This is a genomic window from Corynebacterium sp. HMSC29G08, from assembly GCF_001806875.1.
Taxonomy (GTDB): domain Bacteria; phylum Actinomycetota; class Actinomycetes; order Mycobacteriales; family Mycobacteriaceae; genus Corynebacterium.
The window spans coordinates 123,447-137,219 of record NZ_KV786209.1 but is presented as its reverse complement, the minus strand read 5'-3'; the positions used below and the strand labels follow the sequence as shown (position 1 = coordinate 137,219).

The following is a 13,773-nucleotide window of genomic DNA, read 5'->3' as shown; positions in this document are numbered from 1 at the left end:
CACACCTGCAAGAATTGCTAAGGGCGATGTCGAAGCGTGACTGTTTCACTAACATCGTTGTGAAGTCGCTAGATTAGACAAACTTAACACCACTGAAGGAAGGCGAACACCTGCCGTGAGCAGCGAAAACACATTCGGCCAGAACAGCTGGCTGGTTGACGAGATGTTCCAGCAGTTCCAGGAGGACCCAAACTCTGTAGATGCGGAGTGGCGTGAGCTTTTTGAAAAGCAGGGCGCTCCGAAGACTGCGAAGGGCACCGCTAACGTCACCCCATCGGCAAAGAGCTCCTCGCAGCCAAAGACCGATCCGAAGGTGTCGCGCTCCACGGCGGCGCCTAGCCAGGACGGCCGTGAAACCAAGGTTGATCAGGCCGCAGCGCAGACCAAGAGGCCACAGTCGGTTCTGCCGAAGCCGAAGAAGTCCCCGCTAGACCGCATCTCTGAGGTTAAGGTTGAGCCGGGCGAGACCCAGCTCAAGGGCGCATTTCGCGCTATTGCCAAGAACATGAACGAGTCGCTTGAGGTTCCCACGGCTACCACCGTGCGTGACATGCCTGTCAAGCTCATGTTTGAGAACCGCGCCTTGGTCAATGATCACTTGAAGCGCACCCGCGGCGGCAAGATCTCCTTTACCCACATCATTGGTTACGCCATCATCCAGGCCACCAAGCTGCACCCGGATATGAACAAGAACTACCGCGAGGAAGAGAAGAAGTCCTTCGCGGTACAGCCGGAGCACATCAACCTGGGTCTGGCTATTGACTTGCCGGGTAAGGACGGCTCCCGCAACCTGGTGGTTGCCGCCATTAAGGAGTGTGAGACGCTCTCCTTCAACCAGTTCGTCGATGCATACGAAGACATCGTGGACCGCGCCCGCGTGGGCAAGCTGACCATGGATGACTTCTCCGGTGTGACCATCCAGCTGACCAACCCGGGCGGCATTGGTACCCGCCACTCCATCCCGCGTCTGACCAAGGGCCAGGGCACCATCGTTGGCGTTGGCGCTATGGATTACCCGGCAGAGTTCGCCGGCGCTTCCGAGGACCGCCTGGCTGAGCTTGGCGTTGGCAAGCTGGTCACCCTGACCTCCACCTATGACCACCGTGTCATTCAGGGTGCTGAGTCCGGTGAGTTCCTGCGTGACATTTCGCAGCTGCTTATCGACGATAAGTTTTGGGACGAAATCTTCGAATCCCTCGAAATCCCCTACTCCCCGCTGCGCTGGGCACAGGACCTGCCGAACACCGGCATTAACAAGGACACCCGTGTCATGCAGCTCATCGAGGCATACCGCTCTCGTGGCCACCTGATCGCGGACACCAACCCGCTGCGCTGGCACCAGCCGGGCCTGCCGAAGCCGGATTCCCGCGACCTGTTGCTGGAATCCCACGGCCTGACCCTGTGGGACCTGGACCGCACCTTCCACGTCGGTGGATTCGGCGGCAAGGAACGCATGACGCTGCGCGAGGTGCTTTCTCGCCTGCGCGCCGCCTACACCCTGCACGTTGGTGCTGAGTATGCACACGTGATGGACCGCGACGAGCGCGAGTGGCTGCGTGACCGCATGGAGGCCGGCATGCCGAAGCCGACCAACGCGGAGCAGAAGTACATCCTGCAGAAGCTCAACGCCGCTGAGGCCTTTGAGAACTTCCTGCAGACCAAGTACCTGGGCCAGAAGCGCTTCTCCCTTGAAGGCGCAGAAACCCTGATCCCGCTTATGGACGCTGCTATTGACACCGCCGCCGGCCAGGGCCTGGACGAGGTTGTCATTGGTATGCCGCACCGTGGCCGTCTGAACGTGCTGTTCAACATTGTTGGCAAGCCGGTTGCAACGATCTTCAACGAGTTTGAGGGCAACTTCAAGGCTGCTCAGCAGGGTGGCTCCGGCGACGTGAAGTACCACCTGGGCTTTGAGGGCGAGCACATCCAGATGTTCGGCGACGGTGAGATCAAGGTCTCCCTGGCCGCCAACCCCTCCCACCTTGAGGCTGTAGACCCAGTGCTGGTGGGTATGGCACGCGCCAAGACCGACCTGCTCAAGGCTGAGGAAGGCCGCGAGGACTTCCCGGTCATGCCGATCATGCTCCACGGTGACGCCTCCTTCGCAGGCCTGGGCGTGGTCCAGGAGACGCTGAACCTGTCCCGCCTGCCGGGCTACTCCGTCGGCGGCACCGTGCACGTGATTGTGAATAACCAGATCGGCTTCACCACCACCCCGGATTCCGGCCGCTCCTCCTACTACGCCACCGACTTAGCGAAGGGCTTCGACTGCCCGGTCTTCCACGTCAACGGCGACGACCCGGAGGCAGCAGCATGGGTTGCCCAGCTGGCCGCCGAGTACCGCCGCGAGTTTGGCAAGGACGTCTTCATTGACCTGATCTGCTACCGCCTGCGCGGCCACAACGAGGCCGATGACCCGACGGTGACCCAGCCGGTCATGTACGACCGCATTGAGTCCCACCCGTCCGTGCGTACCCGCTACACCAATGACCTCATTGGCCGCGGCGACATCTCCCAGGAAGAGGCGGAGATCGCGGCACAGGACTTCCACGATCAGCTCGACGCTGTGTTCTCTGACGTGAAGGCTTCCGAAGGTGCACCGAGCGAGCAGACCGGCATTACGGATTCTCAGGAGCTCACCCGTGGTCTGGACACCAACATCACGGAAGAGACCTTCAAGTCGCTGGCCGAGACGTACGCTGACCTGCCGGAGGACTTCACGCCGAACAAGCGTCTGAAGAACGTGCTGAAGAGCCGTGGCGGCTCCTTCGAAAACGGCAACATCGACTGGGGCTGGGGCGAACTCCTCGCCTTCGGTTCCCTGGCCCAGGAAGGCCGCTTTGTCCGCCTGGCTGGTGAGGACAGCCAGCGTGGTACCTTCACGCAGCGCCACGCAGTGCTGTACAACCCGGAGAACGGCGAGGCGTTCAACCCGATCGACCACTCGGCCGTTGAGGCCGGCAACGGTGGCCGCTTCGAGGTGTACAACTCCGCGCTGACCGAGTTTGCAGGCCTTGGCTTTGAATACGGCTACACCATCGGTGACCACGACGCTGTGGTGGCATGGGAGGCACAGTTCGGTGACTTTGCCAACGGTGCGCAGACCATCATCGATGAGTACATCTCCTCCGGTGAGACCAAGTGGGGCGAACTGTCCAGCCTGATCATGCTCCTGCCGCACGGCTACGAGGGCCAGGGCCCAGACCACTCCTCCGCACGCATCGAGCGCTACCTGCAGCTGGTTGCTGAGGGCTCCATGACCATTGCACAGCCCTCGACCCCGGCGAACCACTTCCACCTGCTGCGCCGCCAGGCGCTGGGTGAAATGAAGCGCCCGCTGGTGGTGTTCACGCCGAAGTCTATGCTGCGCAACAAGGCAGCCGTGTCCCAGCCTTCGGACTTCACCGAGGTCAACCGCTTCCAGTCCGTGATCGATGACCCGACGTTTGTGGAGCGCGGCAACAAGAAGATCGCCGACACCGACAAGGTCACCACCATCCTCCTGTGCTCCGGCAAGATCTACTACGAGCTTGCTAAGCGCAAGGAGAAGGACGGTCGCGATGACGTTGCGATCATCCGCCTTGAGATGCTGCACCCGATCCCGTTCAACCGACTCAAGGATGCGTTTGCGAACTACCCGAACGCCAATCAGATCCGCTTCGTGCAGGATGAGCCGGCTAACCAGGGTCCGTGGCCGTTCTACAACGAGCACCTGCGCAACCTGATCCCGGATATGCCTGAGATGGTTCGCGTCTCCCGCCGTGCGCAGTCCACCACTGCAACCGGTGTTGGCAAGATCCACCAGCAGGAAGAGCAGCAGCTTATCGACGAGGCGTTTGCAAAATAACCGCCCCCAGTAGATAAGTCGAAGGCCCCCACACTTTGGAGTGAGTGTGGGGGCCTTTGCCGTGCGCCCTTTGCCGTGCGCTGTGCGCTTTACTCTTCTGAGACCGTGCCCATGATACCGGCGTACTCCGCGATCCATGCAGACACCGCCTGGTGCACAGGCGCGCCGTTATCCACCTCAGCGGCGATCTCCTGGATCTCATCAGTAGCCATCACACGGGTGATGAAGTTGATACGGGTGATTGTCCTGTGGTCAAACTTGCCATCTAGAAACACTGGCACGATGTTTTGCGGCAGCCGTGGTGACGGTACCTCTTCCGGCATCTCCCCATCCGCAGGCTCTTCCACGGGCTCTTCCACGGGCGCGCAGCCTTCGGCCGGTGAGGGGTTCACGGTGCTCATGTCGAAGGGGAAGGTGGCCACCATGGCGTCATACGTGGCGTCTGAAAGCTCGGGCCCACTAAGGTCGCTTGCTTTCAGTTCTTCAGCCGTATCCGCGTCTTGTGATTCAAGCAGAGTGCCGGTGCAGGTAATCACAAGGTCTACCGGCTGGCTGCGAAGCAGCGTGACCGCGTCTCGTGTCTCACTGGAGCTCAAGCTGGATACGCCGGCTGAATAGCCCAACGAGTCAAAGATCTGGCTGTAGATCTCCCCCAACACCACCTGCTCTGATGAGTGCGGATTAATGCCAATAGCCACCGGGGTTTTCTGCTTAGCCCAGATGGAGTGCAACTCTTTGAGCCCCTGCGTGGATGCACACCCAGAGGTGCCCAGCGCAGTGGCTACCACCGTAGCTACCGCAAGTGCAGCTTTCACGTCCAGTTTGCCCATTTGATTACTGCGTCGGCCCAGGTTGATTCGGAGAGGCGATCATGTCACGTGCCTGGGTTGCGGCATCCGGGTCGCACAGCACGTCGTAGTGGCCGGCGACGATGGTGGTCGCAGAAGAAAAGTCACGCTTGCCACCAGTAAAGGCATACGCGATCGCCGCGAACACTAGGCCGAACACTGCGCCGATGAGCAGGGACCACAGGATGATTGCCCAGCCGGTGCCGGTCTGTGTGAACAGGGACAGAATCAGTCCCATGAAAACACCCATCCACATGCCGGAGAGGGCACCGCCGCCAAGCACTCGACCCCACGTGAGTTTGCCGGTGATGGCCTCCACCTGCATCAGATCCACACCAACGATGGTGAGTTTCTGCACCGGGAAGTTGCGGTCTGCCAGGCTGTCTACTGCGGCCTGGGCCTCGGCGTAGGTTTGGAAGCTGCCGACAGGCCAGCCGGAAGGAACTTGGCGAGGGTCGCGCCCGCGCATCGGGGGCTGTGTCAGAGAAGTCACGCTGCTTACTATAGCCTCCACGCGCGAACGCCTATACTTGCTTGTCACCATGGCTACAACGAATTCGATCACCACTGCACTTGTTACTGAAGCGCTTTCGCGTGTGGACGACCCGGAAATTGGCAAGCCGATCACTGAGCTTGGCATGGTCAAATCCATTGACATCACTGGCAACGACGTTGCGGTAGTTATTTACCTGACTATTGCCGGTTGCCCGATGCGCGACACCATTGAGCGAAACACCCGCGCGGTGCTTGAAGAGCTTGAGGGCGTTGGAACTGTGAGCGTGTCCATGGACACGATGAGCGATGAGCAGCGCCGCGAGCTGGCCACCAAGCTGCGTGGTGAGCAGTCTGGCCCGGCTATCCCATTTGCTGACCCGAATTCGCGCACCCGCGTGTTCGCTGTCGCCTCCGGCAAGGGCGGTGTGGGTAAGTCCTCCATGACGGTGAATTTGGCCACCGCGCTTGCGCAGCAGGGGTTGAGCGTGGGCATTGTGGACGCAGATATTTATGGCCACTCCATCCCCGGCCTCATGGGTTCTGTAGGCCAGAGCCCAACCGTTGTGGATGAGATGCTGATGCCGCCGATTTCCCACGGTGTGCGCCACATTTCCATTGGCCAGTTTGTGGAAGGCAATGCGCCGGTTGTGTGGCGTGGCCCGATGCTCACCCGCGCTATCCAGCAGTTCCTTGGGGATGTGTACTGGGGTGACCTGGATGTGCTGTTTATGGATCTGCCGCCGGGCACGGGTGACGTTGCTATTACCGTTGCCCAGCTCGTGCCGAATGCTGAGTTGATCATTGTGACCACCCCGCAGGCTGCAGCGGCGGAGGTTGCGGAGCGCGCCGGTACCATCGCCCAGCAGACCGATCAAAAGATTGCAGGTGTTGTGGAGAACATGTCGGGGCTTTTGCTTGACGACGGCTCCGTGATCAACATCTTCGGCGAAGGCGGCGGCCAGCACGTGGCTGAGCGCCTGACGCAGCTGACGGATTCCGCAGTGGAGCTTTTGGGCTCTGTGCCGTTGGATCCGAAGCTTCGCCAGCACGGTGACGACGGCAACCCAGTAGTGATCTCTGAAGCGGACTCCCCCGCCGCCAAGGCAATTCATGAGATCGCGAGCAAGCTGAAGATACGTCGCGACTCCCTGGCTGGCAAGAGCCTCAACCCCCAGGTGAAGTAAGCGCTGCGGTGACTGACGTGCTGTCTACAGCACGTCTTCCCAGTTGAACCACGCCTCGCGTTTCGGCGCGTGAGGCGGCTGCGGCGCTTGAGGCGGCTGCGGCGGCTGGGAGGTTTGCGGCGCCTGCTCATCCTCATCATCGAACAGCAGACTGGTGACCGCTCGGCGCGGCCCCATCGCCGCGTACCTGCTCACGGTATCCAACGGTTCTTTGAATTCCGCGAGGCCGTCGAACTCGCCGTTGAGTTCTTTTTTAGCATTCGCGATACCCTTGCGCGCGGCGTAAATGGCCGCGCGTACGTCTTCAATCACGCTGGGGAGACGTTCCGGCCCGATCACAATCAGGCCGATGATCATGATGAAGAGGAACTCTCCCCAACCGAAACTAGAAAACACCTATGTCACTCTACCTTGACGGAAGCGTTGTAGCGCGTCAGCCAGCTTCTCGCGCGGACTGCGCTTGGCTGCGGCCGCATCATGCAGTTCCTGTTCTTCCCGCATGTTGGCTAGCTTCTCGATGAGGGAGGTGGGGGCTTTCACGTGCTCGTCGCCACGCAAAAAGCGCATGCGTTGGGATGCCCCACGCTGCGCCAGTACCTCCTCGTGGCACTCCTGGCACTGCGCAATGTGGTCCTGGGCGCGGCGGGCAGCGGAAGCCGACAACTCCCCGTCTACAAACGCCGCAACAGCCTCAGGGTTGAGATGCTCAGTGGAAGAAAACTGCCTGCTCATCGCGCACGGATCAACTCCTTCGCCGCAGCGTCCACCTCCGCCTGCCGCTCAAGGGATTGACGCAGCTGGGTCCGTCCACGGTGGATGCGCGAGCGCACCGTGCCCATCTTCACACCCAGCGTGTCGGCGATTTCCTCGTAGCTCATACCCACCACGTCACACAACACCACGGCAACCTTGAAATCCGGGCTCAGCTCATCCAACGCCGCCTGCAGCGCCGGGTCCAGCACCGACGCGTTATATGCCTCCTCTGGGGTCATGGTGACAGCAGGGACGCGCTCGTAGTCCTCCGGCAGGGCTTCCATGCGGATCTTCGCGCGGTGACGCACCATGTCCATAAACAAATTGGTGGTGATGCGGTGCAGCCAGCCCTCAAAGGTCCCGGGCTGATACTTGGACACATTACGAAACACGCGCATAAAGGTCTCCTGCGTCAGGTCCTCTGCATCGTGCTTGTCACCCGTTAAGCGATACGCCAAGCGATACACGCTATCCGCGTGCTCGCGCACCAACTCACCCCAAGTCGGCATCTCTCCGGTGCCGGCGTCAAAAGCTGCGGTGCCGCTTAGCTGTTGCGTTGTTTCAGGCGTCTCTGGCGCGTTCATCACGGAGATATTCTTCCAGATTCACCCGCTTGCCACCACTCTGCGCAACACTATGCCCACCACAGCGGGGGCAACCAACTATGCTTCAAGTCGTGACTGCAACAGCGTTTACCCAGATGACCTCTTACATCACCGACCGTCTTGCTGAGGCGCCTGATGCGCTGCATCGCGCCCATGTGGAGGCGGATGAAAATGGGTTGCGTGCGCCGTCGATAGTCGTGGGCTCCCTGCTGCAAACCCTGGCAGGCACGACCGGCACTCAGGGCGCTGTGGCCGTGACCCCAGCCGCTGGTGTGGTTGGCCTACACCTGTTGGCGGGCCTGCCGGAAAAGGCCACGCTGACGTGTATTGAGCCGGATGCGGCACTGCAGGCAAGTGCGAAGGACGCGTTCAAGCTTGCCGGGCACGGTGCCTCGCGCACTCGCTTCCTCACGGCGCGTCCGCTCGATGTCATGGGCCGCCTCGCCGCACAGGCCTACCAGCTGATCTACCTGGATGTTGCCCCGCGCGAGCTGCAGGCAGTCCTCGAGCTTGCCTGGCCGCTGCTGAGCCCAGGCGGGATGATTGTTGTCGCCGATTCGCTTCTAGACGGCACGTTGGCCGACCCCTCCCGCCGCGACCGCGACACCGACGCCGTACGCGCCGCCGACGACTACGTGGAAACGCTTGCCGCCGACCACGACGCTCTGGTTGCCCGCCTGCCGCTTGACGGCGGGCTCACCCTGATTACGAAGTGCTAAACCACTTCGTTTTTACCAACAACCACAACGCCACCGTCAGAGACGGTGTAGCGCTGACGGTCGCGCTCTGCGTCCACGCCGATAATCTCACCGTCAGAGACGTAGACGTTCTTATCCAAAATGCAGTGGCGCACCACAGCGCCCTTGCCAACGCGCACGCCCGGCAGCAGCACCGAGCCCTCCACAGTGGCGCCTTCCTCCACACGCACGTCCGTGGACAGCACAGAGTTTCGCACCGTCGAGCCAGACACAATCGAGCCGGAGGCCACAATAGACTCCTGCGCGATACCGCCCAGCACGAACTTCGCCGGCGGCAAGTTGCCGTCCTCCGTGGAGTGAATCGGCCACGCGCTGTTATACAGGTTGAACACTGGGTGCGAAGAAATCAGATCCATGTGCGCCTCGTAGAACGAGTCAATGGTGCCTACGTCACGCCAGTAGCCCTTGTCACGATCCGTCGCCCCCGGCACATCGTTCGAGGAAAAGTCATACACATTGGCCTGCCCCTTGGACACGAAATACGGGATGATGTTGCCGCCCATGTCGTGCTCCGAGTCTTCGTTCTGCTCGTCTTCAAGGAGAGCCTTGATTAACGCCTCCGTGGAAAAGCAGTAATTACCCATAGACGCATAGGTCATATCCGGATCGTCCGGGGTCCCCGGCGGGTCGGCGGGCTTTTCCAAAAACTCCGTAATCGTGCCGTCTTCATCCGACTGGATGCAGCCAAACGCCGTAGCCTCCTCGCGCGGCACCCGGATACCGGCAACCGTGGCGTCCTTGCCTGAAGCAATGTGATCTTCCACCATCTGCGAGGGATCCATGCGGTACACGTGATCAGCGCCGAAAACCAGCACGTAATCCGGCTTATCGTCATAAATCAGGTTCAGCGACTGCAAAATCGCATCTGCCGAACCATTGTACCAACGCTTACCACGGCGCTGCTGCGCAGGTACCGACGCGATGTACTGCGACGTCGGGCCAGAAACATTCCACGCCGTAGCCACGTGACGGTCCAAGGAGTGCGACTTGTACTGCGTCAACACCGCAATACGCATGTATCCCGCATTCACCAAGTTGGACAAAACGAAATCAATCAAGCGGTAATTACCGCCAAACGGGACAGCAGGTTTCGCGCGATCCGCGGTCAAGGGAAAAAGACGCTTCCCCTCGCCGCCCGCAAGGACAATTGCAAGGACACGTGGCTGGCTCTTCATACCTCTAAGACTAGGGAAAACATGGCCCGCTCGCAGCACAACTAACAACCTTCCTGACACAGTTTGCAAAACGTCACTAGGGTGGCGGACATGAGAGTGGGAATGATGACAAAAGAGTATCCGCCGGAAATCTACGGCGGTGCCGGCGTCCACGTCACAGAACTCACGCGCTTCATGCGCAACATCGACGGCGTGGACGTAGATGTGCACTGCATGGGCGCTCCGCGCGACGAGGCAAACGTGTACGTCCACGGCGTTGATCCGGCGTTGGAAAACGCCAACGGCGCGCTGAAAACGCTCTCCACCGGCCTGCGCATGGCGAACAGCGCGAACAACCTTGATGTGGTCCACTCACACACCTGGTACGCGGGCCTGGGCGGCCATCTGACCGGCTTGATGTATGACATTCCTCACGTGGCCACCGCCCACTCTTTGGAGCCGGACCGCCCCTGGAAGCGTGAGCAGCTCGGCGGCGGCTACAACGTGTCCTCCTGGAGCGAGAAAAATGCCATGGAAAACGCCGACGCGGTCATCGCCGTGTCTTCCGGCATGAAAGACAACATTCTGCGCGCCTACCCCAGCATTGACCCGGACAAGGTGCATGTGGTGCTCAACGGCATTGACACTGAGCTGTGGTACCCCACCAAGGGCACCATCACCGAGGAGCTCGGGGTTGACCCGACGCGGCCCATCGTGTCGTTTGTTGGCCGCATTACCCGCCAGAAGGGTGTCCCCCACTTGCTCAAGGCAGCCCAGCTTTTCGACGATTCCGTGCAACTCATCCTCTGCGCCGGCGCCCCCGATACGCCGGAGATCGCTGCAGAAACCGAAGGGCTTGTGGACAAACTGCGCGCTGAGCGCGACGGTGTTTTCTGGGTTGAAGAGATGCTGCCGGCGGATAAGATCCGTGAGGTCTACGCCGCCTCTGACGTATTTGTCTGCCCCTCCATCTATGAACCGCTGGGCATTGTCAACCTTGAGGCAATGGCGTGCGGCACCGCTGTGGTGGCCTCGCGCGTAGGCGGCATTCCCGAGGTGGTTGTAGACGGCGTGACCGGCACCCTGGTGGATTACAACGAACCGGATCCCGAAACCTTCGAGCGTGACCTGGCCGAAGCCGTAAACGCCATTGTTTCGAACAAGGATACCGCAGCACGCATGGGCCAAGCCGGGCGTGATCGCGCCGTGGCCGATTTTTCCTGGGCCACCATCGCACAACAGACCGTTGATATTTACAAGAAGCTGATCTAAGAGGAACCTTCTCTCTGATGACTACGTTTAGACCCGAACTGCACCTCACCGCTGAGGAAGGCATTCTCGAAGGACCCGCGGGTGTTATCCGCCTCGGCGCGAAAAACGAGCACGTGTGGCACATGTTCTACCAGTACCGCCCGACCCCGGACGGCCAGAGCCGCTGGGGCCACAGCATGAGCGAGGGCGACCCGTTTAGTTGGTACGAGTGTAACGACGCGATCGTCCCCGCCGGTGGGGAGCGGCACCTGCGCGCCGGCGCCGTTGTTGGCGGCGACGTCCAAGACGGCGGCATTGACATCTACTTCACATCCCGCACAGACGCCGGCAGCACCGTCCAGGTGGCCCGCGTTGATGATGTGGACGCGCTGTGCACCGACCTTGATGACGACACGGTGGAAGTCTCTACCGTCGTGCAGCGCCTAGGCAAAGTGGTGGAGAGCACCGACGAGTTTTCCAACTTCCGCTCCCCTTGCGTCATCCCAGGCTGGAACCGTTTAAGCGACCGCAACGCCGGTCACGAAGGCTGGCTCATGCTCGCCGTCACCGGCCATGTCGACAACCCGCAACCGGTGGTGCTGAGCTCCGACGATGGTCGCGACTGGCAGTTCATCGGCCCGCTTGAGTTTGTCGGAGACGCGGGCTTTGAAATGGACGGCTCCCTCGTCGCCCCGCGCTTGGTGCGCCTGCGCGACGAAGTAGACGGCGATATTTACGACGTATTGTTCATCACCACCGAAGTAGACGGCAAAGACATCGCCAGCTACATCATCGGACGTTTGAAGGGCAACCAATTCCACGTGGTCACCCCCAGCCAGCGCTTCGATTTTGGCCATGATTTCACCCGCCCGCGCAACACCAACTACCCGCGCGGCACCGAAAACCAGTTCAAGCTGTACGAACGCGCCTACATCTACGGGTTCATGACCAACGCGGGGCGCACCGGCGACCCCACCGCTGAGCCCAACTGGGAGGCGGAAGGCTGGGCCAACGCGCTGACGTTGCCGAGGCGCATCACGCTGCAGCACGGCCACCTTTACCAGGTGCCAGCCCCAGGGCTTCCGGATGCGGTTGATGAGGCGCAGCGTGCGCTGCTGTGGACGGGCCTGTGCGATATTCCGGCAGGTTCCGAGGTTGTCGTTGAGGTGATTGACGGCAACGGCGAGCCCGCCGCCCGCATCCGCCACACCGGCGAGCACATCGAACTTGATCGTTTTGACGGGGATCCGAAGACCGCCCCGCTTCACGACGATGACGAGGACAACATCACCGTCATCGTCGACGGCTCCACCCTGGAGGTCTATGCCGGCGGCGGCAGCGTAGCCATGAGCTCACGCTTCTGGCCCGAAAACGGCTCCAGCGGCATCAAGGTACGCACAAGCGGCGATGCGGAGATCTACTCCGAATGGCGCCGCGGCCACAGCTCGCTGCTCTAGCACTTGCGAAGGTGAACCAGGTTCGCCTTCGCGGTGACGCGCAGCGTCTCCGGCAGCGCGGCAACGCGGCTCTGGAGCGTTTCCTTATCCAAGTGGCGCGCAGAGGGGCTCATGCCCACCTGGGCGGCGATTGCGGCGCGCTCCAGCTCCATCGGGAACTCAATGAGCTGCGGCTCCCCCACCAACTCCAAGTAGCCTTCTGCCTGCTCCAGCATGCGCTCCAGCTTGCCGCCTTCCACACCCAAAATGCCCAGTGGCTCACGCAGCTCATCCAGGTGCCCTTGGTGGGCGGTGAGGATGACGGCCTCGCCGCCGTCTACAAGCACGCGCGCAAACTCCGCCGGGTTGCGTGGCGCGAAGACGACGGTCAGGGCGTGCACGGAGGCGTCTTGAAGCGGCAGGCCTTCCCACACATCCGCAACCACAGCCCCCACCCGCGGATGCGACTTGGCCAAGTGCTTCGCCGCCGGTACGGAAATATCTAGCCCAACGCCTCGCGCCCCTTCAACGGTGTCCAGCGTGTGTGCCAGGTAGTAGCCAGTACCAGCGCCCACCTCCAGGATCACCGGCTCTTCAACATCAGCAGCACTGACCCCCAGCACGTGTTCAACCGCCTCGGTCACGGCCTCAACAAACGGCGCGAAGTACCCCTGCGACAAAAACGCCTCACGCGACTGCACCATCTCCAGCGAGTCACCCTCATGGTTTAAGCCCTTGCCGCCTGCAAGCGTGACATAGCCCTGACGAGCCACGTCATACGAATGCCCGGACTCCGACACCAACCGGGAACCCTCATCTTCCACGCGCAGCGGAGTGCGATCCACAGGGTCAGCCAGCACGTCAACGATGTCTTTCAGCATGCGTGCATCCTACCGCACAATAAAAAAGCCCCGCTGGGCGGGGCGAAGGGGAATAATCGCGCTACTTCGATGCATCAAGCAGCAGCTGCCCAAGTTCGGCAGCCTCTTCCTTACTCATCTCCACAACCAAACGACCACCGCCGTCGGAGGGGATACGCATTACAATCTTGCGGCTTTCTTCCACTGCTTCCATCGGACCATTACCGGTGCGCGGCTTCATTGCTGCCATGGGTAGGCTCTCCTTCACTGACTAGAAGTTCTTCGCCCAATTGTACGCGCTCCGGCGCGTTTTCGGGGGCGAGCTCCGAAGCCCCCTCCGCGTCTGTCAGCTGGGCAAGCAACGCATCGACCTGGTCCATGCGGTATCCGCGGTGAACAACTTCCAGCTGAATGTCGTCAAAACGGCCTTCCTCAACGGCGGTCCGGTTGGCGTCGATGACGTCGGCGGTGTCCTCCATGGGCGGCAGCGCCTCGCCGCGCCCAAACACGGCGGAGAACAACCACATGCCCATCAGGGCAAAGACCGCCAGAGCCACAATCAGCAAGATCCACGAAAGCATG

14 protein-coding genes are annotated in these 13,773 nt (G+C 61.1%); 5 read left to right on the top strand and 9 right to left on the bottom strand.

Annotated features, from left to right (window positions below):
• Positions 1-115 precede the first annotated feature (115 nt).
• Positions 116-3,847, top strand: coding sequence for a multifunctional oxoglutarate decarboxylase/oxoglutarate dehydrogenase thiamine pyrophosphate-binding subunit/dihydrolipoyllysine-residue succinyltransferase subunit (locus tag HMPREF3101_RS01030; RefSeq protein ID WP_070462069.1), 3,732 nt, complete (start codon positions 116-118; stop codon positions 3,845-3,847).
• Between the two features lie 89 nt (positions 3,848-3,936).
• Here the strand turns inward: HMPREF3101_RS01030 and HMPREF3101_RS01025 are convergent, their stop codons facing one another.
• Both HMPREF3101_RS01025 and HMPREF3101_RS01020 read right to left on the bottom strand, forming a co-directional pair.
• A complete protein-coding gene (locus tag HMPREF3101_RS01025; protein WP_070462068.1) occupies positions 3,937-4,677 on the bottom strand; it encodes a hypothetical protein in 741 nt (246 codons plus the stop codon).
• 4 nt (positions 4,678-4,681) lie between these two features.
• Positions 4,682-5,164 (bottom strand): YflT domain-containing protein, encoded by a 483-nt coding sequence (locus tag HMPREF3101_RS01020; RefSeq protein WP_070462067.1) that lies wholly within the window; start codon positions 5,162-5,164, stop codon positions 4,682-4,684.
• 73 nt (positions 5,165-5,237) lie between these two features.
• Here HMPREF3101_RS01020 and HMPREF3101_RS01015 point away from each other — a divergent pair, with 73 nt between their 5' ends.
• Complete coding sequence (locus HMPREF3101_RS01015; RefSeq protein ID WP_070462066.1) at positions 5,238-6,374, top strand: Mrp/NBP35 family ATP-binding protein; 1,137 nt, start codon at positions 5,238-5,240, stop codon at positions 6,372-6,374.
• Positions 6,375-6,398: 24 nt separating this feature from the next.
• On the opposite strand, the gene HMPREF3101_RS01010 is transcribed toward HMPREF3101_RS01015, so the two are convergent.
• The 3 genes from HMPREF3101_RS01010 to sigE are packed head-to-tail and all read right to left on the bottom strand — an operon-like array spanning position 6,399 to position 7,711.
• On the bottom strand, positions 6,399-6,770 hold the full coding sequence (locus HMPREF3101_RS01010) for a twin-arginine translocase TatA/TatE family subunit (RefSeq protein WP_070462065.1): 372 nt from the start codon (positions 6,768-6,770) through the stop codon (positions 6,399-6,401).
• Positions 6,771-7,106, bottom strand: coding sequence for an anti-sigma factor family protein (locus tag HMPREF3101_RS12515; protein ID WP_070462064.1), 336 nt, complete (start codon positions 7,104-7,106; stop codon positions 6,771-6,773).
• Positions 7,103-7,711, bottom strand: coding sequence for an RNA polymerase sigma factor SigE (gene sigE, locus HMPREF3101_RS01000; RefSeq protein WP_070462063.1), 609 nt, complete (start codon positions 7,709-7,711; stop codon positions 7,103-7,105). Before sigE ends, HMPREF3101_RS12515 begins: the two co-directional genes overlap by 4 nt.
• Positions 7,712-7,827: 116 nt before the next feature.
• On the opposite strand from sigE, the gene HMPREF3101_RS00995 reads away from it, so the two are divergent.
• A complete protein-coding gene (locus tag HMPREF3101_RS00995; protein ID WP_371327054.1) occupies positions 7,828-8,451 on the top strand; it encodes an O-methyltransferase in 624 nt (207 codons plus the stop codon).
• Here the strand turns inward: HMPREF3101_RS00995 and glgC are convergent.
• Positions 8,448-9,665, bottom strand: a complete 1,218-nt coding sequence (gene glgC / locus HMPREF3101_RS00990) for a glucose-1-phosphate adenylyltransferase (protein ID WP_070462061.1) — start codon at positions 9,663-9,665, stop codon at positions 8,448-8,450. The two genes, HMPREF3101_RS00995 and glgC, sit on opposite strands and share 4 nt — an antisense overlap.
• Positions 9,666-9,755: 90 nt before the next feature.
• Between glgC and glgA the strand changes: the two genes are divergently transcribed.
• Positions 9,756-10,916: a glycogen synthase gene (glgA, locus tag HMPREF3101_RS00985; protein ID WP_141737302.1), complete on the top strand. Its 1,161-nt coding sequence runs from the start codon at positions 9,756-9,758 to the stop codon at positions 10,914-10,916.
• 17 nt (positions 10,917-10,933) lie between these two features.
• The gene (locus HMPREF3101_RS00980; protein WP_070462059.1) at positions 10,934-12,352 is read left to right on the top strand and encodes a GH32 C-terminal domain-containing protein; all 1,419 of its coding nucleotides are present in this window, start codon (positions 10,934-10,936) and stop codon (positions 12,350-12,352) included.
• Here HMPREF3101_RS00980 and HMPREF3101_RS00975 read toward each other — a convergent pair.
• From HMPREF3101_RS00975 to HMPREF3101_RS00965, 3 genes are all read right to left on the bottom strand, one after another.
• Positions 12,349-13,212 carry a methyltransferase domain-containing protein gene (locus HMPREF3101_RS00975; protein ID WP_070462058.1) on the bottom strand — a complete coding sequence of 288 codons (864 nt, stop codon included), beginning with the start codon at positions 13,210-13,212 and terminating at the stop codon, positions 12,349-12,351. The genes HMPREF3101_RS00980 and HMPREF3101_RS00975 overlap by 4 nt on opposite strands.
• 61 nt (positions 13,213-13,273) lie before the next feature.
• Positions 13,274-13,441, bottom strand: a complete 168-nt coding sequence (locus HMPREF3101_RS00970) for a DUF3117 domain-containing protein (RefSeq protein WP_070462057.1) — start codon at positions 13,439-13,441, stop codon at positions 13,274-13,276.
• On the bottom strand, positions 13,413-13,772 hold the full coding sequence (locus tag HMPREF3101_RS00965) for a hypothetical protein (RefSeq protein ID WP_070462056.1): 360 nt from the start codon (positions 13,770-13,772) through the stop codon (positions 13,413-13,415). The genes HMPREF3101_RS00970 and HMPREF3101_RS00965 overlap by 29 nt, the downstream gene beginning before the upstream one ends.
• Position 13,773: the final 1 nt, after the last annotated feature.

Excerpts from the sequence above, each read along its gene's own strand:
- HMPREF3101_RS01025 (WP_070462068.1), bottom strand. The coding sequence starts at position 4,677 with ATGGGCAAACTGGACGTGAAAGCTGCACTTGCGGTAGCTACGGTGGTA.
- HMPREF3101_RS01020 (WP_070462067.1), bottom strand. The coding sequence starts at position 5,164 with ATGCGCGGGCGCGACCCTCGCCAAGTTCCTTCCGGCTGGCCTGTCGGC.
- HMPREF3101_RS01015 (WP_070462066.1), top strand. The coding sequence starts at position 5,238 with ATGGCTACAACGAATTCGATCACCACTGCACTTGTTACTGAAGCGCTT.
- HMPREF3101_RS12515 (WP_070462064.1), bottom strand. The coding sequence starts at position 7,106 with ATGAGCAGGCAGTTTTCTTCCACTGAGCATCTCAACCCTGAGGCTGTT.
- sigE (WP_070462063.1), bottom strand. The coding sequence starts at position 7,711 with ATGAACGCGCCAGAGACGCCTGAAACAACGCAACAGCTAAGCGGCACC.
- HMPREF3101_RS00995 (WP_371327054.1), top strand. The coding sequence starts at position 7,828 with ATGACCTCTTACATCACCGACCGTCTTGCTGAGGCGCCTGATGCGCTG.
- glgC (WP_070462061.1), bottom strand. The coding sequence starts at position 9,665 with ATGAAGAGCCAGCCACGTGTCCTTGCAATTGTCCTTGCGGGCGGCGAG.
- glgA (WP_141737302.1), top strand. The coding sequence starts at position 9,756 with ATGAGAGTGGGAATGATGACAAAAGAGTATCCGCCGGAAATCTACGGC.
- HMPREF3101_RS00980 (WP_070462059.1), top strand. The coding sequence starts at position 10,934 with ATGACTACGTTTAGACCCGAACTGCACCTCACCGCTGAGGAAGGCATT.
- HMPREF3101_RS00975 (WP_070462058.1), bottom strand. The coding sequence starts at position 13,212 with ATGCTGAAAGACATCGTTGACGTGCTGGCTGACCCTGTGGATCGCACT.
- HMPREF3101_RS00970 (WP_070462057.1), bottom strand. The coding sequence starts at position 13,441 with ATGGCAGCAATGAAGCCGCGCACCGGTAATGGTCCGATGGAAGCAGTG.
- HMPREF3101_RS00965 (WP_070462056.1), bottom strand. The coding sequence starts at position 13,772 with ATGCTTTCGTGGATCTTGCTGATTGTGGCTCTGGCGGTCTTTGCCCTG.